Below are 24,697 nucleotides of genomic sequence, written 5' to 3'. Positions count from 1 at the left end.
TCAAATCGTAGTTTTAAAATTTTAACATTCAAATTATCTTAAAAATAACTACCTTCGCGGTCCAAATTTAAAAACAATTATGAAAAAAACTGTACTCTGCCTGATGTTCATTGGGGCAATGCACTCGGTTAATGCGCAAAAAATCAATTTAGGAAAAGCTGCAGGGGTTATTTCTAACGGAGCAAAAGCTCTTACTTTTACAAACGAAGATGCTATTAAATTATCCAAAGAATCTGTTGAATGGATGGATAAAAATAATAAGGTAGCAGGTCCAAAAGATCCTTATACAATCAGGCTAAATAAGCTTTTCGGAAAGCATAAAAGTCAGGATGGGCTTAATCTGAATTATAAAGTTTATTTGGTGAAAGATATTAATGCTTTTGCGTGTGCAGACGGAAGTGTACGTGTATTTTCATCGTTAATGGATATTATGACGGATGAAGAGTTATTAGCTGTAATCGGTCATGAAATCGGTCATGTGAAAAATCAGGATACAAAAGATGCTATGAAATCTGCCTACTTAAAAGCGGCAGCTTTAGATGCTGCTTCTTCAGCTTCAAACACTGTGGCAACCCTGAATGACGGGCAGATCGGAAAAATGGCTAATGCTTTCCTTGATGCTTCTCACAGCAAAAAACAAGAATCCGAAGCAGATACATATTCCTACAATTTCATGAAAACGAATAAATATAATGTAGTAGGAGCTTACACGGCGTTTAAAAAATTGGCTTTGCTTTCTGAAGGTGGAGAGGCGCAAACAGGATTTGAGAAAATGTTTAACTCTCACCCCGATAGCAATAAAAGAGCTGAAGCGGTAAAAAAGCGTGCTGAAAAAGATGGGCTTTGGAAAGATCCAGGAACAGTTTCTTTACCTAAAACTAAACTGACGAAATAGTCTTATATCAATAATTGAAAAATAAAAATCTCCAAATTAATTTGGAGATTTTTATTTTTCAATTAATTTCTAGGAATCTGGCAAAGCTTAATTTTTGAAAAATTCATATTTATTCAAAAAAGAAGCTTCGGAATCAATTTTTCCATTGGTGTCATGAGTCATCTTTGTCGGAATATTATATTCATCAAGATCATATTTTTCCAATGTTTTTTCATTGTTGTTTTCGGTAAAACTATCGTCAGAAATTAAGGTTTTTCCAAAATATTTTCTTTTTTGTTTAAAGTGAAATTCAGTGTTAATAGTTTCAATAATTGTGAATAGGTTTTCTTTAAATTCATTTGTTGTTTGAGTTGTATTTTTCTCATCATCATATTCTTTAGTTACTTTTTTATTACCATTATATTCAATGAAATAAGAATTGGAGTAATTAACTGAATTTCGATCAAAAGCTGTTTTGGAAATCAGTTGGTTTAAAGAATTAAAATTATAAACAATATAAAAATTTTGATCTGGTTCCTGATTTTTAAAGTAGGTAGTTACTTGTTTTTTATTAAAGTCATATTTATAAATTAATGAGTTATAATTTATGTTTTTGTCAACCTTAATTACATTTTTATCTGCATCAAAATCATTAATTGCAATTAAATTTTCGATATACCTCCAAGGATTATTGTTGTTGCCACATGCTGGTAACCCTCTTGTTTTTACTAGAATCAAGTTTCCTTCAGAATCGTAATCGTATTCATTTTCGCTTGATCCTGTATTAGAATTTAAAACAATTGTTTTTGTTAATTGGTTTTTATTATTGTAGAAATTACGCTCAATAATTGTTAGAAATTTTCCGTTCCAGGTTTCGCTTACAAATTGTCTATAATATTTGAAGATGAGATTTCCCTGATGGTCGTATTCTAAAATATTTAAAAGTTCATTATTTTGTTTCTGTTCAAACCTTTTCAGCCCTTTCGGTAAAGTCTCCTGAGTAAAATTTACATTAAAGGGAAGATTATAGGAATTTGAAGTCATCATTACATCATCATATTCGGGCATATTGAACTTAATTTTTTCCTGACAAGAAAACAAGGAAAATATAAATATAAAATAGAAGGCTTTCATTTTTTTTCTTTAAAAATAAAAATTCCTCAAATTAATTTGAGGAATTTTTATTTAATATGACTTAAGATATTAAGAATACACCTTTTCTCTCAGTTCTTTTACTTTTTTATCAGCAAGATATTCGTCGTAAGTCATTTCTCTGTCGATAATTCCGTTTGGTGTCAATTCGATGATTCTGTTACAGACCGTTGAAAGCATTTCGTGGTCATGAGAAGCCAGTAAAATGTTTCCTTTGAAATTAGACAATGAGTTGTTCAATGTTGTGATACTTTCAAGGTCTAAGTGGTTCGTAGGCTCATCCAATAAAAGAACGTTCGCTTTCTGAAGCATCATTCTGCTGAACATACATCTCATTTTTTCACCCCCGGAAAGTACTTTACAAGATTTTAGCGCTTCATCGCCAGAGAAAAGCATTCTTCCTAAGAATCCTCGTACAAATTCTTCGTGACGCTCTTCATCATTTTTCGTGAATTGTCTCAACCAGTCAACCAGGCTTAAATCTTCCTGGAAGAAGTTGGTGTTGTCTAAAGGCATGTGAGATTGAGTAGTGGTAACTCCCCAAGCAACACTTCCTTTGTCTGCTTCAACGTTTCCTGCTAAAATTTCAAAGAATTCTGTAATGGCCAATGAATTTTTAGACAAAACAGCTACTTTATCACCTTTTCTAAGGTTTAGATCAATATTTGAGAACAATAATTCTCCGTCTTTTGTTTTTTCAAGACCTTTAACATCCAAAATCTGATCTCCAGCTTCTCTTTCCATTTCGAAAATAATTGCCGGATATCTTCTTGAAGATGGTTTAATGTCATCGATGTTCAATTTATCAATCATTTTCTTTCTTGCAGTTGCCTGTTTAGCTTTTGCAACGTTCGAACTAAATCTTGCGATGAAGTCTTGAAGCTCTTTTTTCTTTTCTTCTGCTTTTTTGTTAGCCTGAGCTCTTTGTCTTGTCGCTAACTGAGAAGCCTGATACCAGAAAGAGTAGTTACCTGTGTAGAGATTAAGTTTAGCATAATCCAAGTCACCGATGTGCGTACAAACTGTGTCTAAGAAGTGACGGTCGTGAGATACAACGATTACTGTGTTTTCGTAGTCTGCCAGGAAATCTTCTAACCAGGAAATCGTATCGATGTCAAGGTCGTTTGTAGGTTCGTCCAAAATAAGTACATCTGGATTTCCGAAAAGTGCCTGAGCTAATAGGACTTTTACTTTATCCTTGTTTTCAAGCTCACTCATCATCTGCCAGTGCATATCTTCAGTAATTCCTACGTTTGAAAGCATGGTCTGTGCGTCAGATTCTGCAGTCCAGCCACCCATTTCATCATAGATTACTCCTAGTTCTCCGGCTTTAATTCCGTCTTCGTCAGAGAAGTCCTCTTTCGCATAAAGCGCGTCCATCTCTTCTTTTATCTCGAATAATTTCTTGTTACCTCTCAAAACAGCCTCAAGTACCGTGTATTGGTCATAAGCAAAGTGATCCTGCTCAAGAACAGACATCCTTTTTCCAGGTTCCAAAGATACGTGTCCTGTTGTTGGGTCCTGCTTTCCTGTTAATATTTTAAGGAATGTGGACTTTCCTGCACCATTTGCTCCGATAATCCCGTAGCAATTTCCTTTCGTAAACATAATGTTTACCTCGTCAAAAAGAACTCTTTTCCCGAATTGTAAAGATAAGTTAGATACTGTTAACATATAGTTTTGTAAATTTGGCGCAAAAATACGAAAAGAATTTGGGTATTTTGTAATAATGTAATAGTCAAGTTTTTAAATATACGGTATTTTTTATATATTTCATCAATTAAATTTAATATATATGCTGAGTTTAGAGTATGGCCTGATGATTGATTGGTGTAGCGATATTAAATTTTATAATTTCTTATAAGAATTTTTAAAAATGAAGATTGAAAAAACAGTCAATATAGTAAATAGAAGAGCTAGATTCGAGTATGAAATTCTTGAAGAATATGAAGCGGGAATGGTTTTAACAGGTACAGAAATAAAATCTTTACGCTCATCCAAAGCTTCCATCGCAGAATCATTCTGTCAGTTTATTGACAGGGAATTGTACATTATTAATATGATGATCGATGAGTATAAATTGGGAACTTTTTATAATCATAAAACAAAAAGGGAACGGAAATTGCTCTTGCACAAAAAAGAATTGCAAAAGCTTGAGAAAAAATTAAAGGATGCAGGAAATACAATAATTCCTTTAAAGTTATATATCAACGACAAGGGAAAAGCAAAGATCTTAATTGCTTTAGGCAGAGGGAAAAAACTGTTTGATAAAAGGGAAAGCATAAAAGATAGAGAAAATAAACGAAACCTGGATAGAATATTAAAGAAAAGTTAAAAATCATCTAAAAAACTTTGTATATAAAGAAAAATTATATTTATTTTGCATTATCAATTATTTAATCATTTAATTCTATGAAAAATCTAAAATTAGGAATTTCAGCATTGGCGCTTACTGTTGCTTCTACTGTGTTCGCTCAGACGACCAACAATCCTTGGTTGATCGGAGTTGGTGCTCACGCGGAGAACCATTTGGCACAAAGAGGTAACTTCAGTAATACGTTCTCTGCTAATAATTTGACGAAGACAATGTTCAATATGAACAACTTCTCTATTACTCCACCATTGTCTAAGCTTACTGTAGCTAGAAACATTGGTAAAGGTTTAGTTATCGACTGGCAGACTTCTGTAGGAAATGTTGAGAACAAGAGATTTAACATGGGTAAAGAATTCATGTTGATGACAGGTCTTGGTTTCCAGGCTAAAGCAGCAGGTCTTTTATGGAATGAAGAATCTTGGTTCGATCCATATTTAAGAGTAGGTGCTAACTATTTGAGACACGACTATACTTCTCTTACTTTCCCAAGAACAGATGCTAACGGAGAAGTTATTTCAAACGGAGATAATGGTAACGAGAATGGTAAAGCTAATCACTTTACAGTTTCTACAGGTGCAGGTGTTAATTTCTGGGTAACTAAAAACTTCGGTTTAGGGGTACAAGGAGATTACGTTTCAACTCCTGGAGATAAAGCAAATTATGCTAACTTCTGGCAAGCTTCAGCATCTTTGAACTTTAGATTTGGTAACAGAGATAGAGATAAAGATGGTATCTTAGATAAAGATGATCTTTGTCCAGATACACCAGGTTTACCAGAATTCCAAGGATGTCCTGATACAGATGGTGATGGTATTCCAGATAAAGACGATCAGTGTCCAGATGTTGCTGGTCCGGTAGAAAATAACGGTTGTCCTTGGCCAGATACAGATGGTGATGGTATTATCGACAAAGATGATGCTTGTCCTACAGTAGCAGGTCCTGCTGAAAACAACGGTTGTCCTTGGCCAGATACAGATGGTGACGGTATCTTAGATAAAGATGATGCTTGTCCTACAGTTCCTGGATTACCAGAATACAATGGTTGTCCTAAACCAGCTGAACCACCAGTAGTTAAAATCAACGAGACATTGAAAGATATCTTATTTGATTTCAACAAAGCTACAATCAGACCAGAATCAAGCGGTAAGTTAGATACAGCTGCTAGAATTATTAAAGAAGCTGATGAGGCTAATTTCCTAGTAGTGGGTATGACAGATGCTAAAGGTTCCGCTGCTTATAACTTGAACTTATCTAGACAAAGAGCTGCTGCTGTAGTTTCTGCTTTAGAAGCTAGAGGTATCAATCCTAACACTCTTAAGTCTATCGGTATCGGTTCTCAAGAGGCTACAGTTCCTGCAACTGCTTCAGATGCGGAAAGACAAGCTGATAGAAAAGTTATTGTAAGAGCAATCTCTGGTGCAGATTGGGAAACTTATAAGAAAAATGATATCGTTGTAGCTACTAAGCCGGCTAAAAAAGCTGTTAAAAAAGCTCCAGCTAAGAAAAAGAAAAAATAATTTATTTTTCTGAATAATAAATACCTCCAATTTTTTGGGGGTATTTTTTTTTCGTTGACTTTTAATTAATTTTGTGGAAAATTTAAAATAAAAATGGGAAGAGCGTTTGAATATAGAAAAGCTTCTAAAATGGCCAGATGGGATAAAATGGCTAAAACATTTTCTAAAATAGGTAAAGATATTGCTTTGGCAGTTAAAGCTGGTGGAGCTGATCCTGAATCGAATCCTGCACTGAGAAGATGCATTCAGAATGCGAAAGGAGCTAATATGCCAAAAGATAATGTGGAAAGAGCTATTAAGAAAGCAAGTGGTGCAGATGCGGAAAACTATGAAGAAATTACTTATGAAGGATACGGACAGGGTGGTGTCGCTTTTTTCGTAGAATGTACTACAAACAATACGACGAGAACAGTTGCGAATGTAAGAGCTATTTTCAATAAGTTTGACGGAAACCTTGGGAAAAATGGAGAACTAGCATTTATTTTTGACAGAAAAGGAATTTTCACAATCGATTTGTCTCAAATTAAAATGGATTGGGACGATTTTGAAATGGAAATGATTGACGGTGGAGCAGAAGATGTGGAGAAAGATGAAGAAGAAGTAATGATTACTACGGCATTCGAAGATTTCGGATCTTTATCTCATAAATTGGATGAACTGGGGATAGAAGCAAAAAGCGCAGAACTGCAAAGAATTCCAAATAATACGAAAGAAGTAAACGAAGAGCAGTTCAAGGCAAATATGAAAATGCTTGAGCGTTTCGAAGATGATGATGACGTACAAAACGTATATCACAACATGGAAATTACAGAAGAGTTAATGAACTCTCTATAAAAAATAATATAGCATTCATATACAGTTAATTTTCAATTAGTTTCTTTGCATAAAATCATCTATGAAGAGAAACATTGAATTGGTTGTCATTTCGGATGTTCATTTGGGGACTTATGGATGTAAGGCTAAAGAATTATTAAAATATCTGAATTCTATTCAGCCTAAAACTTTAGTTTTGAATGGAGATATCATTGATATTTGGCAGTTCAAAAAGTCTTACTTTCCTAAACCTCATTTAAAGGTCATCAAGAAAATCCTTTCTTTGGCTACAAAAAATACTGAAGTATTCTATATTACCGGAAATCACGACGAAATGTTCCGGAAATTTACAGATTTCGAATTGGGAAAATTAAAAGTCTGTAATAAAATCTGCTTAGATATCAATAACAAAAAAACCTGGATCTTTCACGGAGATGTCTTTGATGCATCGGTGCAGCATTCCAAATGGATTGCAAAACTGGGCGGAAAAGGGTACGATTTGCTGATTGTAATCAATAATATCGTAAATTGGTTTTTAGAGAAAATGGGTAAAGAAAAATATTCGTTTTCCAAAAAAATTAAAAATAACGTAAAAAAAGCAGTTAAATACATTGGAGATTTTGAATTAACGGCTTCTGAACTGGCTATAGACAACCATTATGATTATGTAGTTTGTGGTCATATTCATCAGCCTCAGATTCGTGAAGTAGTCACTAAAAAAGGCTCATGTACTTATCTTAATTCCGGAGACTGGATAGAAAATCTTTCTGCTTTGGAGTATAACGATAATGAATGGAAGATCTTTTACTACGAAGAGCACAAGCATTTGCTTGCAGATGACGAAACAGAAGAAATTCAGGATATTCCTAATGAAGAGCTTTTGAAACTTGTAACCAATTTTTCTCAATGAAAATATTATATGCCTTTCAGGGAACCGGAAACGGACATGTAGCAAGAGCACAGGAGATTGTTCCTATCTTAAAAAAATATGCGCAGGTTGATACTTTGATCAGTGGACATCAGTCACAATTAAAGGCCGATTTTGATGTTAATTTCCAACATAAAGGTATTTCGTTGCTATATGATAAAACGGGCGGTTTATCCTATAAAAAAACGTTTTTTGATAATGACTTTTTTAAAGCGATAAAAACGATCAGAGAAATTGAACTGTCACAATATGATTTAATCATCAATGACTATGAACCTTTAACAGGTTGGGCTTGTAAACTGAGAAAACTTCCTATGATTGAACTTAGTCATCAGGCTTCTATGTTGTTCAAAGAAACCCCTAAACCTGAAAAGAAGGATTTTCTTGGAGAAATGGTGTTGAAATATTATGTTCCAAGCGACCGAAGAATAGGATTTCATTTTGAAAACTATCATCCACAAATTAAAAAGCCGGTTATCAGAAGGAAAATAAGAAATCTTAATCCGGATAAGAAAGGGTTCTATTTAGTCTATCTTCCCAGCTTTTCAGACGAAAATATTATTAAAGTTTTAAAACAGATTCCTGTAGAATGGAAGGTTTTTTCCAAATATACTCAGCTTCAGTTTAGAGAAAATAATGTTGAGGTTTTCCCGATTGATGAAATTCAGTATTTACAATCTTTTGAAAACTGTGACGGAATTCTTTGCAATGCAGGTTTTGAAAGTCCAGCTGAAGCTCTTTTTATGGACAAGAAATTATTCGTTATCCCTATTCATAATCAATATGAACAGGAATGTAATGCTTGTGCACTGGACAAAATGGGAATTCCTAATTCAAAAGTTTTACAGCTTGGAGAAATAGAAAAATGGGTGAATGACGATCAACACCTGAAAGTAAATTATCTTGATAATATCGAAGAGATTTTAGTGAACGAGGTTTTAGTTCTTTAAAAAAATATCTTCAACATCGTTCATTCTCATCATTACGGATCTTGCATAAGAGCAATGGGGATACACTTTCCAGTTATTTTCTCTTGCAAATTTAATCGCTTCCTCTACTAGAAACTTTCCCATTCCACGACCTTCAAATTCAGGATGAACCAGAACAAAAGAAATGATAAATCTGCTTTCTTCCGGGAAAATAGTGTAGGTTAATCTTCCGATTTCTTTAATCTCATTATTTAAAGTAATGACTCCGCCGTTTCCTGATTTATTGTTTTCGAATCTCATAATCTAAGTTTTAATGATAGGTAAAAGTACAAAAACCACACCGACGATGTTTTGATGTAGATCAAGAAAGAAGATGAATAGTGAATTGTTAATCGATTTTGCTTGCCAATTTTAAAATTGGATTAAATTTTCACAGTTCACTTGCGAAGCAAAGTTCACAATTGACTAACTATCTTTTCCGGTATAATAATTATAATCCTTAATAATAATTCCGATAAACTGTCTTTCGGTCATCTTTGGATCTGTTTCCAGTTTGAGAATGCTTTTGATTTTTTCAGAAAGTTTATTAATAATGTGTCTGTCGTCTATTCTTAACGCTTTTTGATAGTTGTCTTTAATGATTCTCATATCATTGTCACTTAAAGCAATCACCTGTGGAAAAGAAGGAATATAATCTTCCTGGATATTTTCCAGAATGGTGTGGGAAATATTGATGCTGTTTTTAAGCGAAATAACTGCCGTTCCTGAGGCAATATCCCCTAAACGCTGATTGTTTTTGGAAATAACCATAGAAATAATGCCAATTACTCCGACAAATAAAGTATCAACAATTCTGAATACCCAACGTATCATATAATCTCCAAAACTTGCCTGGTAACCATCAATTTTTACGACTCTTATTTTTAAGGCTCTTTTTCCGGGAGTCTGTCCTTCCATAAGGCTTTCCAATACCAACGGGTAAATATATACAGGAAAAGTAATGGCGATATAAATTGCCATTTGAGACCATTGATCAAGACCATCCAATAAGTAGCCTAAATCCAAAACGTTGAAAAATAAATAAAAGATAACGATCACATAAGCAATTTTTATTAACAGGTCGATGATAAATGCAAGCATCCTTTCGCCCACGCTCGCAACATTAAAATTAATATTGACATTTTGTGAGGTATTAATCGCAATTTGAGACATATTTTTTATTATTTTAGCCTTACAATTATGAGAGAAGTTTATTTCATTAAACAAAATAAAGAAAAATGGTTGGGAATTGAGCAGGTTATTCAGGGGAAAATTAAAAAAAATCCTGACGACCTTTCTTCGCTGTATATTAATCTCATCAATGATCTTTCTTTTGCACAGACTTATTATCCTAAAAGTAATACTACAGTTTACTTAAATCATCTTTCTTCTCAGATTTACCAGAAAATTTATAAAACGAAAAGAGTAGAAGAAAACCGTATTATGTATTTCTTCAAAACAGAAGTTCCTCTTTTGGTCTTTCAATACAGAAGATATCTTTTGTATGCTTTTCTCTTTTTTATTCTTTTTACTGCGATGGGAGTGGTTTCAGCTATTTATGATAAAGACTTTGCCAATATTATTTTGGGAGAAGATTATGTCAATATGACTATCGAGAATATAAAGAAAGGAAATGCGGTAGGAGTTTATCAGAGTGGCTCTACATGGGGAAGCACTATCGGAATTATCTTCAATAATATCGGAGTAGGAGCAAAGCTTTATTTGTACGGAATTTTTGGAGGAGTAGGGACTTTGTTTGCTTTGTTATCGAACAGTATCATGTTGGGTTCTTTTCAGTATTTCTTTTCAGAATACGGAGCTTTACAGGATAGTGCGAGAGGGATCTGGCTTCATGGAGTCTTTGAGATTTTCTCTATGGTGGTTGAAGCGATGTGTGGCCTGATTTTAGGAGCCTCCATTCTGTTCCCGAAAACGCTTTCAAGATTTAATTCCTGTAAAATAGGGTTCAGAGATTCTTTTAAAATATTTCTAAGCACAGTTCCTTTCACGATATGTGCCGGAATTATTGAGGGATATGTAACCAGACATGCTTTAAAGATGCCCTTGATTTTAAATATCATCATCATTTTCGGATCATTGGCAATTATAGGAGGGTATTATTTCGTTTACCCGTATATTGTAAATAAAAAAATTAATAAACACATACATGATGCAGTTTTATAAAAAAAGAGATTTCGGAACATTTATAAGTGACAGTTTTTCTTTCTTTAAGCTTTATGGTAAAAATTATTTTAAAAATTACATTTTACTGAACGGTCTGCTTCTTATCTTAATGGTAGTTGTTTTTATTTTCGGTTTTAAAGAGCTTTTTGGCCAGGCTTTAGGGTCTAATATCAGCGGACAGAGTTATTATTTCGAAAATTATTTTCAGAATAATTTCGGGATGTTTTTTGTGACCGGAATTATTACGTTTATACTGTTTATGATCCTTATGATTATCAATTATCTTTATCCTGTCTTTTATCTGAAAAGATTGGCGGCTGGTGAACATAAGATCAGAACCGATGATATTTTGGGGGATTTTAAAAATAATTTCAAGAAAATAATCATCTTGTGTTTAGGGATGACTTTTATTGTTACTCCTTTATCCTTTATCGTTATGGGAATTTCCTATGTGTTGGTTTTTCTTATTATAGGTATTTTTATCATGCTTTTTGTAGGACCTACCTTGTTTAATGTAGTTACATTTTTAATGTATGATTATTTTAATTCATCGAGAGGTTTCTTTGAAAGTCTAAGCTATTCGATAAGAGCGCAGTTTTCATATCCTAATGCAAGAGAAGGCTCTCCTTATTGGAAATATTGGGGAAGCACCATTATTATCTCGCTTATTTTGTACATCATTTCTATGATCTTTACAGCGATTCCGATGGTTATATTTTTTGCTACCTTATCTACTACAGCTCCGGATGGAAACTTTGAGCAGGATCCTTTTAGTGGCGGATTTGGAGTGGTATTTTTTATAGTTTACGGCATATCGTTACTGGTTTCATTTTTTACTTCAAATATGCTGTATGTGAATGCAGGATTGATGTATTATGACAGCAGAACAGATCTTCATCAGAAAGTAGAATTGGCAGAAATTGATACGATCGGAATTAATGAATAAACTCATTCTTTTTTTTCTTTTTATTACGACAGGCTTTTCTTTTGCACAGGAAAGCAAACCGCCGACTGCAGTTGATGTAGTGGTGGATTCTTTAAGTGAAGAACATTATAAAGGAATGAATCGTGCAGATTCCGTACTGTTGAAGAAACCGATTACGGAAAATACAGTATATCCAAAGAAAATTAAAGAAAATATCCGTTCGAGATATAAAGGAAATGAATTTGATTATTCTGTATCAAAACCAAGAGAGTCTTTCTGGGAAAAGTTTCAGAGGAAGATCATCAGATTGATAGAAAGTATTTTTGGAAAAACGAGCTTAAGCAGTTCTGCAAAATTTACAGATATTTTAATTCGTTTGTTTGCCATTGTTTTGGTGGGTTTTCTATTGTATTTTATTATTAAATATTTATTGGGGAAAGACGGCAGTTTTATTTTCGGCAGAAAAAATAAGAAGCTGGATATTGCTGAGAAAGAACTTCATGAAAACATTCATGAGATCAATTTTCCGGAAAGTATTGCCCAATTTGAAAACAATGGAGAATACCGTTCTGCCATTCGATATCAGTTTCTATATATTTTAAAAAAGTTAAGTGACAGAAAAATTATCGTCTGGAACCCTGAAAAGACCAATAAAGATTACGTAACAGAACTAAAAGAGCCCAATCTGAAAAATGAGTTTTCAAAACTGTCTTATATCTTCGATTATGTATGGTATGGCGAATTCGGGATTGATAAGGAAGATTATTTGAGATTTAAGCAGCAATATCAATCTTTCAAACTGTAATAATTTTAGAAAAAAATGAACAAGACTTTCAAAATATATGCTTTGGTATTCATCATTATTATGGTGATATTGGCATTGCTTGAAGTAAACAAAAAAGAAGTTACAGATTGGCGTAAGAATTTTGATGTAGAGGAAAAATCTCCTTTCGGATTATTCGTCTTCAGCCATGAAAGTAAAGACCTCTTTAAAGGAAAACTGAAGAAGGTTGATGTTTCGGCTTATGAATACTATAATGAGAATAAAAATAAACCCGCTCACAATATTCTCATCATTGAAAGCGAAATCGATATGGAATCCTGGAAAAAGATTATGGATCAGGTTTCCAGAGGTTCAGATGCTATGATCATTGTAAGTCAGCTTCCGAAACAGATTTCAGACAGTATAGGTTATTATGACTCTCAGATTTCTTTTGAAGAAGAAAATTATTTAAAACTTACCGATAAAAAATATCAGGGAGATTTTGTCCATTTAGACAAATTCCCTTCAGGAAGAGGATTTTCCTATATAAAACCTGGAGTTGAGGTTCTGGGTAAGACGGTAGAGAAAAATAACTCTGATCAGGCAAATTTCATTAAAGCAAAATTCGGGAAAGGTACTTTTTATGTGCATTGTGAACCATTATTCCTTACCAATTATTATCTGTTGAAAAAAGGAAATGTAAAATATTTCCAGGATGTATTTTCTTATCTTCAGGATAGAGATACGCTTTGGTTTGTAGAAAGCAATACAAAAGAGTCTCGGTTCTTCATGAGATTTATTCTGTCCAAACCTGCTCTGAAATATGCTTGGTGGGTATTCTTAGGAGGCTTGGTATTATTTATATTTTTTAATGCGAAAAGAAAACAAAGAGTAGTCCCCATCATAGAGCCTTTGAAAAATACATCTGCAGAATTTGTAAAAAGCATCGGTAATTTATATCTTCAGGAAGGGGATTTTCATGATATGATGGCGAAAAAAGCCCAGTATTTTTTAAATAAAGTGAGGCTTGACCTTTTAATTGATACCCAGAACCTGGATGAAGACTTTGCGAAAAAGCTCCATTTAAAAACCGGGAAATCGACAGAAATGATTGAAGAAGCAATAAAGCTTATCAAAAAAGGACAGGATCCTTATTCCAGTGTGATGAAGGAGGATCTTGTGAGAATGAATAAGCTGTTGGATGAAATCATTAAAATATAACAATCTAATTATTTGATCATGTAGTTGTCATTCAAGGCGAAGAATCTTATTGCTAAACGGCTATATTATCAGATTGAAAAAACATAATAGTATGGATAATTTTGAAAACCCAAATTTAGACAATCAGGCTGCTGTAGATCTTGAAAAAAAAGAAGGGGATTTTCAGTCTCGTATAGACATGATCGAACTTCGTACAAGTTTAGAGAAAGTAAAAACCGAAATCGCTAAAGTGATTGTCGGTCAGGAAGACATGATAGAGCATCTTTTGGCTGCTCTTTTGTCGAACGGACATGTTCTTATAGAAGGTGTTCCGGGAGTGGCAAAAACCATCACGGCAAAACTACTGGCAAAAACCATTGACGTAGATTTCAGCCGAATTCAGTTTACTCCCGATCTGATGCCTTCAGATATTTTGGGAACCTCTGTTTTCAGTATGAAAAATTCAGAATTTGAATTTAAAAAAGGCCCAATTTTCTCCAACTTTGTTCTGATTGATGAGATCAACAGATCACCGGCGAAAACGCAGTCGGCTCTTTTTGAAGTAATGGAAGAAAGGCAGATCACCATGGACGGAACCCGTTATACGATGGATGAACCTTTTTTAGTTGTTGCTACTCAAAACCCTATTGAACATGAAGGGACATACAGACTTCCTGAAGCTCAGCTGGACCGTTTTCTTTTTAAGATCAATGTAAGATATCCGAATCTTGAACAGGAAATTGCGATCATAAAAAATCAGCATGAAAGTAAAAAAGAAGATAAGACAGATGTTGTAGAACGCGTCATTACGGCTCAACAGCTTAAAAATTATCAACAGTTGGTCAAAGAAATCATCGTAGAATCTCAGTTGATAGAATATATTGCTAAAATCATCATCAATACCAGAGAAAACCAGTTTTTATATCTGGGAGCTTCTCCAAGAGCGAGTTTAGCATTGCTGACGGCTTCAAAGGCTTTTGCTGCATTGAGAGGAAGAGATTTCGTAACTCCGGAAGATATCAAAGAAGCGAGTTATGCAGTATTAAGACACAGAGTCATTGTCTCTCCGGAAAGAGAAATGGAAGGTTTAACCGCTGATGAAATCATCCGACAAATTTTAGAAGGAATAGAGATTCCTAGATAGGTAGCAGGTAAAAGGGTGTAGATTATAGTTCTGCAATTCGACGTTTAAAAATTTCATGTATGGCTAATTTTAAAGAGCTTTTAGTTTGGCAAAAATCTATTGATTTTGTAACTGAAATTTATAGGACAACTGAAACTTTTCCAAAAGATGAAACGTTTGGCTTAAAATCTCAAATTAGAAGAGCTTCTGTTTCGATTCCGTCGAATATTGCGGAAGGAAATTCTAGGAGAAGTAAACTAGATTATTTACAGTTTTTGAGAATTTCAAGAGGAAGCTGTGCTGAAGTTGAAACTCAATTAATTATTTCAAGAAATCTTCATTTTTTAAATGAAACAAACTATTTAAAACTAAACGAAGGTATAATTGAAATTTCAAAAATGCTAAACGGATTAATTAATTCTTTAAAATAACCAAAAGCTTTAACAGTCACAAGCCTGCAACCTAAAAATCTAAAATCTGCAACCTTCAAAAGAATGAAAAACCTATACATCAATACACGCTTTTTCTTTGCACTCATCGGAGTGGGGATTATCTATGTTTTTGCATTTTTCTTTCCTTTTCTGATGATTGTTGCGCATGCTTTATTGTTGATCAGTTTTCTGGCGGTGATGGTAGATTATTTGCTTGTTTTTAACAGAAAGGAAGGAGTTTTATCACAGAGAATATTACCAGAGAAACTATCCAACGGCGATGAAAATCCGGTGAAAGTTGATATTAAAAACAATTACAGATTTAAGATTCATGTAAAAGTAATTGATGAGATTCCTTTTCAGTTTCAGAAAAGAGATTTCATGATCGAAAAAAGTATTGAAGAAGGCAGAAATTCATTTTTTCAATATGTTTTAGAACCTAAAGAAAGAGGAGAATACAGCTTTGGTGCCTTAAATATTTTTGTTTCTTCCCCTTTAGGGTTGGTTGCTAAGAGATTTACCTTTCAGAAAGATGCCATGTTGCCTTCTTATCCTTCATTTATTCACTTAAGAAAATATGAATTGATGGCGCTTCAAAACGAATTTTTATTGGGAGGAATCAAAAAAATACGAAAACTGGGACACACCATGGAATTTGAACAGATCAAGGAATATGTTCCCGGAGATGATGTAAGAACCATCAACTGGAAAGCAACCTCTAAAGCCAATCGATTGATGGTGAATCAGTTCCAGGATGAAAAAGCACAACGTATTTTTATGTTGATCGATAAAGGAAGAACGATGAAAATGCCATTTAACGGATTAAGCCTTTTGGATTATTCTATCAATGCAACGATGGCCTTATCTCATATCATTCTGAAAAAAGGAGACCGGGCAGGAATGATGACTTTTTCTAAAAAAACCGAAAACAGAGTAGCTGCAGATAATAAATCCGGACAATTAAAGAAAATTTCTGAAGCTTTATACAATGTTAAGACAGATTTCTTTGAAAGTGATTTCAACAGATTGTATCAGGATGTAAAATTTTCTCTCAATCAAAGAAGTTTAGTTTTGCTATTTACCAATTTTGAAACATTAGACGGACTGAACAGGCAGTTAAAATATCTTCGTGGAATTGCTAAAAACCATTTGCTGGTTGTCGTTTTCTTTAAAAATTCTGAGATACAGACGTTGATGCATAAGAATCCTGAAAATATGCAGGAGATCTATGATGAAATTGTAGCAGAGAAATTTGAGTTTGAGAAGAAATTAATCATTCAGGAGCTTCGAAAATATGGGATTTATTCAGTGTATACACTTCCTGAAAACTTAAATATCGATGTGATCAATAAGTATCTTGAGATAAAAGCGAGAGGGATTTTATAACTTTGAAGATTCGGGTTCTTTAAACTACTCACATTTTGATTTTTACTAAAATGCATTGAGATGAGAATTTCATTAATGATATTGTGTTTTTATTCAATGCTTTGCTGTAATGGTAAATTGAAAAATGAAGATGATTTTGTGATATTTAAAGTAAATCCGAAACTTGAAAATGTCTCACTGTATTGGAAAGATGATGACGGAACCATTCTTAAAAGTATTAAGAATTTAAAAAATAAAGTAGAACAGGATAACAAGAGATTAATGTTTGCCATGAATGGCGGAATGTTTGAAATGAACAATTCTCCAAAAGGACTTTATATTGAAAATTTTAAAATTCTAAATAAACTCGACACATTATCAGGAAAGGGTAATTTCTACCTCAATCCTAATGGAGTATTTTATCTCACAAAAAATAACGATGCTGAATTAATTGAGACGAAAGCTTTCAAGTATCATTCAAATATTAAATACGCGACTCAATCTGGACCGATGCTGCTGTTTAACGGAGAAATAAATCCGATTTTTCAGGAAAACTCCCAAAATGTTAATGTAAGAAATGGAGTAGGGATCTTAAAGGATGGAAATATAGTTTTTATTATGTCTAAAAAAGAAGTTAATTTTTATAATTTTGCTTCTATATTTAAAGAACTAGGCTGTATAAAAGCTTTGTATCTTGATGGTTTTGTATCAAGAATTTATTATCCAGACAAAAAATGGATTCAAAAAGACGGTGATTTTGGAGTCATGATTGGAGTAACTGAACTGAAAAAATAAATTTAAAATGAAAATAACACTTAACAGAATCAACGACGATTTTTTATTTGAATGCACCAACTCACAAGGGAATTCAATTTTACTGGATAATACTTCTCAGCCTGGAGCAAAAGGAGTTTCTCCTATGGAAAGTGTTTTGATGGCCGTTGCAGGATGTAGCGGAATTGACGTAGTTTCTATCCTGAAAAAACAGAGACAGGAAATTACCGGTTTTAAAGCTGAGGTAGAAGGAGAACGTATTCCTGTTGAAGACGCAAAACCATTCAAAGCGATTAAGGTGAAATTTCTATTAGAAGGAAATATCGATCCTAAAAAAGCACAGAAAGCAGCTCAGTTATCTTTTGAAAAATACTGTTCTGTTTCTAAAACACTAGAGCCTACTGTAGAAATAGGGTACGAAGTTTTTGTAAACGGAGAGCAAGTTACTCACTAGAATACTATTACGAATATTTTAGGGTATGAGAATTTGAACGTTGTTTTCGATTCTAATACCCTAATTTTTTAAATTTATTTACATTAATCTCGGTTTCATTAGTTTTGCAACCGTTGCAGTCCATCCTGTCTGATGCGATGCACCGACTCCGCGACCATTGTCACCATGAAAATATTCAAAAAAGGTGATATAATCTCTAAAGTTTTCGTCAAAATTAAACTTAGCATTTCCACCATTGAAAGGACGTTGCCCGCTACCATCCTTTAAGAAAATAGAACATAATCTGTGGCTTATATTCTGGGCAACTTCATCAAGATTCCGTTTATCACCACTTCCGGTCGGAAGTTCTACTTTCAGACTGTTTCCGTAATAATAATGAAAACGCTGTAGACTTTCCACAATCAGGAAATTGATAGGAAACCAAATCGGACCTCTCCAATTGCTGTTTCCACCAAACATTCGGCTGTCACTTTCTGCGGGCGTATAATACACGACATTTTCAACGCCATGAACTGAGAAAACAAAGGGATTTTCTTCATACACTTTTGACATGGCACGAATTCCATAGGGACTTAAAAATTCCTTTTCATCAAGCATCCTTGTTAAAACCTTTGTTAATCTGTTTTTACGGAGGATACTCATGAGGTGTTTTCTTCCTTGCCCTTCTTCATCCCAGTGAGAAACAAGTTTGGTTAGTTCAGGTTTATTTTTTAGGATCCAATCCATTCTTGCAGTGAAGTTGGGCATATTTTCCAATAATTTATGATCAACAATTTCTACCGCAAACAAAGGAATCAATCCCACAATACTTCTTAATCTTAAGGAAACACTGTCGCCGTTACCAAGCTGAAGAACATCATAGAAAAATCCGTCTTCTTCATTCCAGAGACCTTTTGTTCCTTCACCCAGATTTTCCATCGCTTCTGCAATATAAAGATAATGCTCAAAGAACTTAATAGCCATATCTTCATACACCTGATAATACTGAGCCAGCTCCATAGCAATTCGCATCATGTTTAAGGCATACATTGCCATCCAGCTTGTTCCGTCGGCTTGCTCCAAATGTTGGCCATCCTTTAAAACCATATTACGGTCAAAAGCACCGATATTATCCAGGCCAAGGAATCCGCCTCCGAAAATGTTTTTACCGTTTTTATCTTTTCGGTTGACCCACCATGTGAAATTTAGAAGCAACTTTTGGAAAACCTTTTCTAAAAATAAAAGATCTGGTTTTCCATTTTGCTTTTCATCAATTTTAAAAACGCGGAAACAAGACCACGCGTGAACGGGAGGATTTACATCACTTAAATTCCATTCATAAGCAGGAAGCTGTCCGTTCGGATGCATGTACCATTCCTTCGTCAACAAAAGAAGCTGCCCCTTTGCAAATTCAGCATCAATAATGGAAAAAGGAACACAGTGAAATGCCAGATCCCAAGTTGCATACCATGGATATTCCCACTTATCGGGCATAGAAATAATGTCCTTATTATGCATATGATTCCATTCCGTATTTCTTACATAATTGCTGAAATCTCTTGGTGCATCAAAATTAGGATCGCCTTTCAGCCATTTCCCGACATTGTAGTGATAAAACTGTTTATTCCAAAGCAAGCCTGCAAAAGCCTGTCTCTGTACATTTCTTTCATCATCATTGGCGACATCGCTCTGAATTTCATCATAAAATTCATTGGCTTCATCCATTCTCTGATCGAAGATTTGATCGAACTGGTCAAACGGTTCATCCAGATTATGTGGTGAAAGTCTGAAATCAAAAGTTCTAGAAGCTCCCGCCTCAATTGTTTCATCGAGTAAGAATGAAGCTTTTGTCCCTGTTTTTTCGGGATTTATAGTATTGCTTCCGTAAATGATATAATCATTGATCCCGTCTTTGAAATAAGTATTTCCGGGGTAAGGTGTTCCGTATAGTTTCGGATTGTTGGTTTCGTTTTCACAAAAAACGCTTTGCGCATTATCATTTCTTGAATAAAACTTTTTGATGGAAATGCTGTCATGATTGATACTGATACTTCCGTCATTCGCTGCATTTAATTGAGCTTTATAGGTGTTATATCCCCATTTCCAGTTATTTCTGAACCATACTGTTGGTGCAATCACGATAGGCGCGCTGATCTCACTTCTGTTACAAACCGTGATTCTGATTAAAATGTCGTTATGATCCGCCTTGGCATATTCAATAAAGATGTCGAAGTATTCATCCTTATCGAAAATTCCGGTATCAATAATTTCGTATTCAGGTTCCTTTTTACTTCTCTTAGCATTCTCTGAACGGATTTTATCATACGGAAAGGCATTCATAGGATATTTATACACCATCTTCATATAGCTGTGTGTAGGTGTATTATCCAGGTAATAAAAAATTTCTTTGATATCTTCCCCGTGATTTCCTTCAGGATTGCTCAATCCGAAGAGACGTTCTTTTACGATTCGGTCTTTCTTATTCCAGAAAGAAAAGGCAAAACATAAAAGCTGCTTTACATCGGAGATTCCCGCGATCCCTTCCTCTCCCCAACGGTACGCATAGCTTTCTGCAGCGTCATGATTGGCGAAATTCCATGCATCACCGTTGGAGCTGTAGTCTTCACGTACATTTCCCCATTGTCGGTTGCTTACATATGGACCCCAGTTTTTCCAGTTGGTATCTTTTAATCTTTGTTTTTCAGCAATCATACTCAGCATTTTTCAATACGAAGGTAGTTTTTTTGAGAAAAAATTCCAACATCCTGAATCTGAATAAAATTTAATATTCACAGCTAAGCCTTTATTTAATAAGGTTTCCAAGCTTTAAAATAATTTATTTTAATATATAAAAGAAATGTTATACCTTTGCACCATTCGTTCATTCAAATATTGAAAATGTTATCAAGAAAGGTTGAGGGATTAGACCCTGTGAAACCTTAGCAACCCTTTGTGAAAGCAAAGAAGGTGCTACGTTCTACCAAATTTATTTTTGGACAGATAACTTACTGAAGTTCTTTCAGCCATTTCCTGTGGCATTTTCAATTGTATTAAAATATAATAGAATTGAAAGCAGAACTTAAACATATTAATTTTTCGTATCGTACAGATTCCCAAAAGGAATATAATATCCCGTTGAGCTATCAGCTTTTCGGGAAAGACTTGTTTTCAGCATCGATCATTTTAGTTAACCATGCCTTAACCGGAAATTCCAATGTTTCAGGTGAGAACGGATGGTGGAAACAATTGATTGGAGAGGATCAGGTCATTGATACGAATGCCTATACAGTTCTGTGTTTCAATATTCCCGGAAACGGTTATGATGATTTTTTTATTGATGAATATGAAGATTTCACACCCTCAGATATTGCCAATATCTTTTTACAGGGTCTTGAAATATTAAATATTAAAAGTGTACACGCCATTATTGGAGGTTCTTTAGGGGGAGGAATCGGTTGGGAAATGTTAGTGAAAAAACCACATTTGGCCGAAATCTTTATTCCTATTGCCTGCGATTTTAAAACTCACGACTGGCTTCATGCGCAATGTCTGGTTCAGAAATTCTTATTAAATCAGAATGATGAACCTTTACAGAAAGCCAGAATCCATGCGATGCTTTGTTACAGAACGCCAGAATCTTTAAATGACAGATTTCAAAACAAATATAATCAGGAAAAACAGCGATTAGAGTCAGAAGACTGGCTCATTTATCATGGAAATTCATTAAACGAAAGGTTTAGTTTAAAGTCATACAAGCTGATGAACCATTTACTGATGAATATCAATGCTGATGAAAAAAAACTGGAAAAAATAGAGGCACGAATGCACCTGATCTCAGTAGATACGGACCTGTTTTTTCCGGCATCAGAGATTCGAATGTGCTTTGAAAAGCTGAAATCAAAAAAAGGAAATGTTTTCTATCACGAGATACAATCAATTCATGGGCATGATGCCTTTTTAATGGAGTACAAACAACTAAATAATATAATAAAACCTATTCTGAAAATATGACAACATCAGATATTATAAACATCTATCAAAACAAAGCATTGGTAAATTTTGAAGGAAAGGACTTTCTTGGACAGATTGGAGTGGATTCCAGAATTTTCCGAGTGCTGAATGATGCGGGGATAAGTGTAGGAGTGATTTCTCAACAGGCGATTGAGAACGGAATTTCTGTTTTGGTAGATGAAAATGATGCGGAAGATGCAGTACGTGTTCTTACTGAAGAATTTAAAAATGAAAAGGCAAAAGGAGCTGTAAGTAATATCTACAATATTAATAATGTAGCAGTGATCGGATTTGTATCTGAAAATTACAATAAAATCCTTTCCGAGCTTCAAAGAAACAAAATCTTCCCATTGCTGTTGAACCAAATTGCATCTGCAGGAAGAGTAAATATAGTGGTGACCGATAACCAGACTGAGATTGCCAAAAATATCGTGGAGACTGAAATCTATGGAAAACCGAAAGTGGTACATCTAGCTTTGATCGGACACGGAAATGTAGGTGGGACTTTGGTAGAACAGATCCTGGATTCTTCACATGATATTTTAACGAGAAAAAGATTACAGTTGAAAATCATTGCGATTGCCAATTCTAAAAAAATGGCTTTAAACAAAGGCGGTTTTGGAAGTGACTGGAGACAGAAAGTGAATTACTCTCAAACTGAATCTAGTGTAGAAGGTTTGATCAACTATGCAAAAGAACATCATCTTGAAAATTTAGTGATGGTAGATAACACGGCGAGTAAAGATTTTGTAAAGCATTATGATGTTTTTGTGGATAATGGTTTCGACATTGTTTCATCCAATAAAATCTATAATACACTTCCGATTGCAAATTATAGAAGTTTAAGAAAAGCATTAGAGAAAAATAAAAAACAGTATCTGTACGAAACCAATGTTGGAGCTGGTTTACCATTGATTGATACGATAAAATTACTACATCTTTCAGGTGAAAATATTACAAGAATTAAAGGAGTTTTCTCCGGAACATTGAGCTATGTTTTCAATAACTTTTCTTTGAGAAACGATAAATTTTCAACCATTATCAACGAAGCTTTGGAAAAAGGATATACAGAGCCGGACCCAAGAGAAGACTTATCAGGAAATGATGTAGCGAGAAAATTATTGATTCTGGCAAGAGAGCTGGATCTTATCAATGAATTTGAAGATATCAATATTCAGAATTTAGTGCCTGAAAGTCTGCTTTCAGTTTCAAAATCGGAATTCCTTTCCAGATTGGAAGAACTGGATGAAGAATATAAGAAAATTAAAGACAATCAGGAGCCGGGACACGTGTTAAGATTTGTTGGAGACTTACATGGAGACTTACAAAAAGAAAAAGGAGAACTTGATGTGAAATTAGTTTCCGTTCCTGCAACTTCCGCATTAGGACAATTAAAAGGTTCGGATTCAATCTTCGAAATTTATACGGAAAGCTATGGCGAAAACCCAATTGTCATCATGGGAGCCGGAGCCGGAGCAAAAGTTACGGCAAGAGGAGTTTTCGGAGATATTTTAAGACTAAGTGAAAAAAAATAAATTAATATAACAATTTAATAATGTAGAGGTTGGGTAGTATTGATTATTATTGTCATGCTGAGCTTGTCGAAGCATCTCATTATTATATTGCTAAACTCATACATTACTACAATTTAAAACTTTATGGAAAATTTTGAAACCTTCGCGATAAGAACGCAAACTGAAAGAACTCAGTTTGATGAACATTCAACGCCTCTATATTTGACATCCAGCTTTATTTTTCAGGACGCAGAAGATATGAGAGCGAGTTTTGCAGAAGAAAAACAGAAGAATCTTTACAGCCGGTTTTCAAACCCGAATGTAACGGAATTCACAGATAAAATTGCCAAAATGGAAGGAGCCGAATCCGGTTATGCTTTTGCAACAGGAATGGCTGCGATTTATTCAACTTTCGCTACTTTGTTAAATGCAGGAGATCATATCGTAAGCTGTCAGTCGGTTTTCGGTTCTACCCATACGTTGTTCACCAAATATTTCCCGAAATGGAATATTGAAACCACTTATTTTAAAGCAGAAGATTCCGAAAATGTAGAAAAATATATTCAACCGAATACTAAAATTTTATATCTGGAAACACCTACTAATCCTGCAATTGAGGTGTTGGATTTAGAATTTTTCGGACAAATTGCAAAGAAGCATAATTTAATTTTCATAGTAGATAACTGTTTTGCAACACCGTATTTGCAACAGCCGATCAAATACGGAGCAGACATCGTAGTGCATTCCGCAACAAAGTTGATTGACGGTCAGGGCCGTGTTTTGGGTGGAGTAGCAGTGGGCAGAGAAGATCTGATTCGTGAAATTTATCTTTTTGCAAGAAATACTGGACCGGCAATGTCGCCTTTCAATGCCTGGGTGTTATCTAAAAGTTTGGAAACTTTAGCCATCCGTGTTGAAAAACATTGTGAAAATGCTTTAAAAGTGGCTGAATTTTTAGAAAACCATCCGAATGTAGAACTGGTAAAATATCCTTTCCTGCCTTCTCATCCAAGTTATGAAATTGCTAAAAAGCAAATGAAATTAGGTGGAAATATTGTAGCATTCGAAATCAAAGGAGGAATTGAAGGTGGAAGAAACTTTTTAGATAAGATTAAAATGTGTTCACTTTCTGCAAATCTTGGCGATACAAGAACAATTGTTACGCATCCGGCTTCTACAACCCATTCAAAATTATCTGATGACGAAAGAAATGAAGTTGGAATTACAGCCGGATTGGTTCGTTGCTCAGTAGGTCTGGAAAATGTAGATGATGTTATAGCAGACTTAAAACAAGCACTGGACTAATTCGATAGGAACGGGCTTTAGCCCGTTCAAAATAAGAAAATAC

23 protein-coding genes and 1 riboswitch are annotated in these 24,697 nt (G+C 34.3%); of the genes, 18 read left to right on the top strand and 5 right to left on the bottom strand.

Annotated features, from left to right (window positions below; all coding sequences use genetic code 11):
• Positions 1 to 79 precede the first annotated feature (79 nt).
• Positions 80 to 895 carry a M48 family metallopeptidase gene (locus MKS83_RS12150; RefSeq protein ID WP_240579918.1) on the top strand — a complete coding sequence of 272 codons (816 nt, stop codon included), beginning with the start codon at positions 80 to 82 and terminating at the stop codon, positions 893 to 895.
• An 87-nt stretch (positions 896 to 982) separates the two neighbouring features.
• On the opposite strand, the gene MKS83_RS12145 is transcribed toward MKS83_RS12150, so the two are convergent.
• Both MKS83_RS12145 and MKS83_RS12140 read right to left on the bottom strand, forming a co-directional pair.
• Positions 983 to 1,942 (bottom strand): hypothetical protein, encoded by a 960-nt coding sequence (locus MKS83_RS12145; RefSeq protein WP_240579917.1) that lies wholly within the window; start codon positions 1,940 to 1,942, stop codon positions 983 to 985.
• A 135-nt stretch (positions 1,943 to 2,077) separates the two neighbouring features.
• The gene (locus MKS83_RS12140; RefSeq protein WP_240579916.1) at positions 2,078 to 3,700 is read right to left on the bottom strand and encodes an ABC-F family ATP-binding cassette domain-containing protein; all 1,623 of its coding nucleotides are present in this window, start codon (positions 3,698 to 3,700) and stop codon (positions 2,078 to 2,080) included.
• A 202-nt stretch (positions 3,701 to 3,902) separates the two neighbouring features.
• Between MKS83_RS12140 and smpB the strand changes: the two genes are divergently transcribed.
• The 5 genes from smpB (at position 3,903) to MKS83_RS12115 (ending at position 8,608) form a co-directional block, all read left to right on the top strand.
• Entirely contained in the window at positions 3,903 to 4,361 is a 459-nt protein-coding gene (smpB, locus tag MKS83_RS12135) for an SsrA-binding protein SmpB (RefSeq protein ID WP_240579915.1), read from the top strand.
• 77 nt (positions 4,362 to 4,438) lie between these two features.
• Positions 4,439 to 5,917: an OmpA family protein gene (locus tag MKS83_RS12130; protein WP_240579914.1), complete on the top strand. Its 1,479-nt coding sequence runs from the start codon at positions 4,439 to 4,441 to the stop codon at positions 5,915 to 5,917.
• A 93-nt stretch (positions 5,918 to 6,010) separates the two neighbouring features.
• The gene (locus tag MKS83_RS12125) at positions 6,011 to 6,751 is read left to right on the top strand and encodes a YebC/PmpR family DNA-binding transcriptional regulator (RefSeq protein WP_240579913.1); all 741 of its coding nucleotides are present in this window, start codon (positions 6,011 to 6,013) and stop codon (positions 6,749 to 6,751) included.
• Positions 6,752 to 6,812: 61 nt separating this feature from the next.
• Positions 6,813 to 7,640 (top strand): UDP-2,3-diacylglucosamine diphosphatase, encoded by an 828-nt coding sequence (locus tag MKS83_RS12120; protein WP_240579912.1) that lies wholly within the window; start codon positions 6,813 to 6,815, stop codon positions 7,638 to 7,640.
• Positions 7,637 to 8,608, top strand: a complete 972-nt coding sequence (locus MKS83_RS12115; protein ID WP_240579911.1) for a glycosyltransferase family protein — start codon at positions 7,637 to 7,639, stop codon at positions 8,606 to 8,608. Before MKS83_RS12120 ends, MKS83_RS12115 begins: the two co-directional genes overlap by 4 nt.
• Here MKS83_RS12115 and MKS83_RS12110 read toward each other — a convergent pair.
• Both MKS83_RS12110 and MKS83_RS12105 read right to left on the bottom strand, forming a co-directional pair.
• Complete coding sequence (locus MKS83_RS12110; protein WP_100377164.1) at positions 8,597 to 8,887, bottom strand: GNAT family N-acetyltransferase; 291 nt, start codon at positions 8,885 to 8,887, stop codon at positions 8,597 to 8,599. The two genes, MKS83_RS12115 and MKS83_RS12110, sit on opposite strands and share 12 nt — an antisense overlap.
• Positions 8,888 to 9,052: 165 nt before the next feature.
• Positions 9,053 to 9,799 (bottom strand): RDD family protein, encoded by a 747-nt coding sequence (locus MKS83_RS12105; RefSeq protein WP_240579910.1) that lies wholly within the window; start codon positions 9,797 to 9,799, stop codon positions 9,053 to 9,055.
• Positions 9,800 to 9,826: 27 nt separating this feature from the next.
• Between MKS83_RS12105 and MKS83_RS12100 the strand changes: the two genes are divergently transcribed.
• The 9 genes from MKS83_RS12100 (at position 9,827) to MKS83_RS12060 (ending at position 17,845) form a co-directional block, all read left to right on the top strand.
• Positions 9,827 to 10,810 (top strand): stage II sporulation protein M, encoded by a 984-nt coding sequence (locus MKS83_RS12100; RefSeq protein WP_240579909.1) that lies wholly within the window; start codon positions 9,827 to 9,829, stop codon positions 10,808 to 10,810.
• Complete coding sequence (locus MKS83_RS12095; protein WP_240579908.1) at positions 10,794 to 11,756, top strand: DUF4013 domain-containing protein; 963 nt, start codon at positions 10,794 to 10,796, stop codon at positions 11,754 to 11,756. The genes MKS83_RS12100 and MKS83_RS12095 overlap by 17 nt, the downstream gene beginning before the upstream one ends.
• Positions 11,749 to 12,540 (top strand): DUF4129 domain-containing protein, encoded by a 792-nt coding sequence (locus MKS83_RS12090; protein WP_240579907.1) that lies wholly within the window; start codon positions 11,749 to 11,751, stop codon positions 12,538 to 12,540. The genes MKS83_RS12095 and MKS83_RS12090 overlap by 8 nt, the downstream gene beginning before the upstream one ends.
• A 15-nt stretch (positions 12,541 to 12,555) precedes the next feature.
• Complete coding sequence (locus MKS83_RS12085; RefSeq protein ID WP_240579906.1) at positions 12,556 to 13,719, top strand: hypothetical protein; 1,164 nt, start codon at positions 12,556 to 12,558, stop codon at positions 13,717 to 13,719.
• Between the two features lie 91 nt (positions 13,720 to 13,810).
• Complete coding sequence (locus MKS83_RS12080; RefSeq protein WP_410678510.1) at positions 13,811 to 14,842, top strand: AAA family ATPase; 1,032 nt, start codon at positions 13,811 to 13,813, stop codon at positions 14,840 to 14,842.
• A gap of 59 nt (positions 14,843 to 14,901) precedes the next feature.
• Positions 14,902 to 15,252: a four helix bundle protein gene (locus tag MKS83_RS12075; protein ID WP_240579905.1), complete on the top strand. Its 351-nt coding sequence runs from the start codon at positions 14,902 to 14,904 to the stop codon at positions 15,250 to 15,252.
• A gap of 63 nt (positions 15,253 to 15,315) precedes the next feature.
• On the top strand, positions 15,316 to 16,638 hold the full coding sequence (locus MKS83_RS12070; protein WP_240579904.1) for a DUF58 domain-containing protein: 1,323 nt from the start codon (positions 15,316 to 15,318) through the stop codon (positions 16,636 to 16,638).
• 60 nt (positions 16,639 to 16,698) lie between these two features.
• Positions 16,699 to 17,412 carry a phosphodiester glycosidase family protein gene (locus MKS83_RS12065; protein WP_240579903.1) on the top strand — a complete coding sequence of 238 codons (714 nt, stop codon included), beginning with the start codon at positions 16,699 to 16,701 and terminating at the stop codon, positions 17,410 to 17,412.
• A 7-nt stretch (positions 17,413 to 17,419) separates the two neighbouring features.
• Positions 17,420 to 17,845 (top strand): OsmC family protein, encoded by a 426-nt coding sequence (locus tag MKS83_RS12060; RefSeq protein ID WP_100377155.1) that lies wholly within the window; start codon positions 17,420 to 17,422, stop codon positions 17,843 to 17,845.
• Positions 17,846 to 17,923: 78 nt separating this feature from the next.
• Here the strand turns inward: MKS83_RS12060 and MKS83_RS12055 are convergent, their stop codons facing one another.
• Entirely contained in the window at positions 17,924 to 20,536 is a 2,613-nt protein-coding gene (locus MKS83_RS12055) for an MGH1-like glycoside hydrolase domain-containing protein (protein WP_240579902.1), read from the bottom strand.
• Positions 20,537 to 20,722: 186 nt separating this feature from the next.
• Positions 20,723 to 20,831: riboswitch (SAM riboswitch) on the top strand.
• A 59-nt stretch (positions 20,832 to 20,890) separates the two neighbouring features.
• Between MKS83_RS12055 and MKS83_RS22335 the strand changes: the two genes are divergently transcribed.
• The 3 genes from MKS83_RS22335 (at position 20,891) to MKS83_RS12045 (ending at position 24,654) form a co-directional block, all read left to right on the top strand.
• Positions 20,891 to 21,835, top strand: coding sequence for an alpha/beta fold hydrolase (locus MKS83_RS22335; RefSeq protein WP_410678505.1), 945 nt, complete (start codon positions 20,891 to 20,893; stop codon positions 21,833 to 21,835).
• Positions 21,832 to 23,370, top strand: coding sequence for an ACT domain-containing protein (locus MKS83_RS22330; RefSeq protein WP_410678501.1), 1,539 nt, complete (start codon positions 21,832 to 21,834; stop codon positions 23,368 to 23,370). Before MKS83_RS22335 ends, MKS83_RS22330 begins: the two co-directional genes overlap by 4 nt.
• 123 nt (positions 23,371 to 23,493) lie before the next feature.
• Positions 23,494 to 24,654, top strand: a complete 1,161-nt coding sequence (locus tag MKS83_RS12045; protein WP_240579901.1) for an O-succinylhomoserine sulfhydrylase — start codon at positions 23,494 to 23,496, stop codon at positions 24,652 to 24,654.
• Positions 24,655 to 24,697: the final 43 nt, after the last annotated feature.

It is taken from the genome of Chryseobacterium sp. Y16C (genome assembly GCF_022488405.1).
In the GTDB taxonomy this organism is placed as follows: domain Bacteria; phylum Bacteroidota; class Bacteroidia; order Flavobacteriales; family Weeksellaceae; genus Chryseobacterium; species Chryseobacterium geocarposphaerae.
Note: the sequence above shows the minus strand (reverse complement) of the source record. Positions and strands in the feature narration are given on the sequence as shown.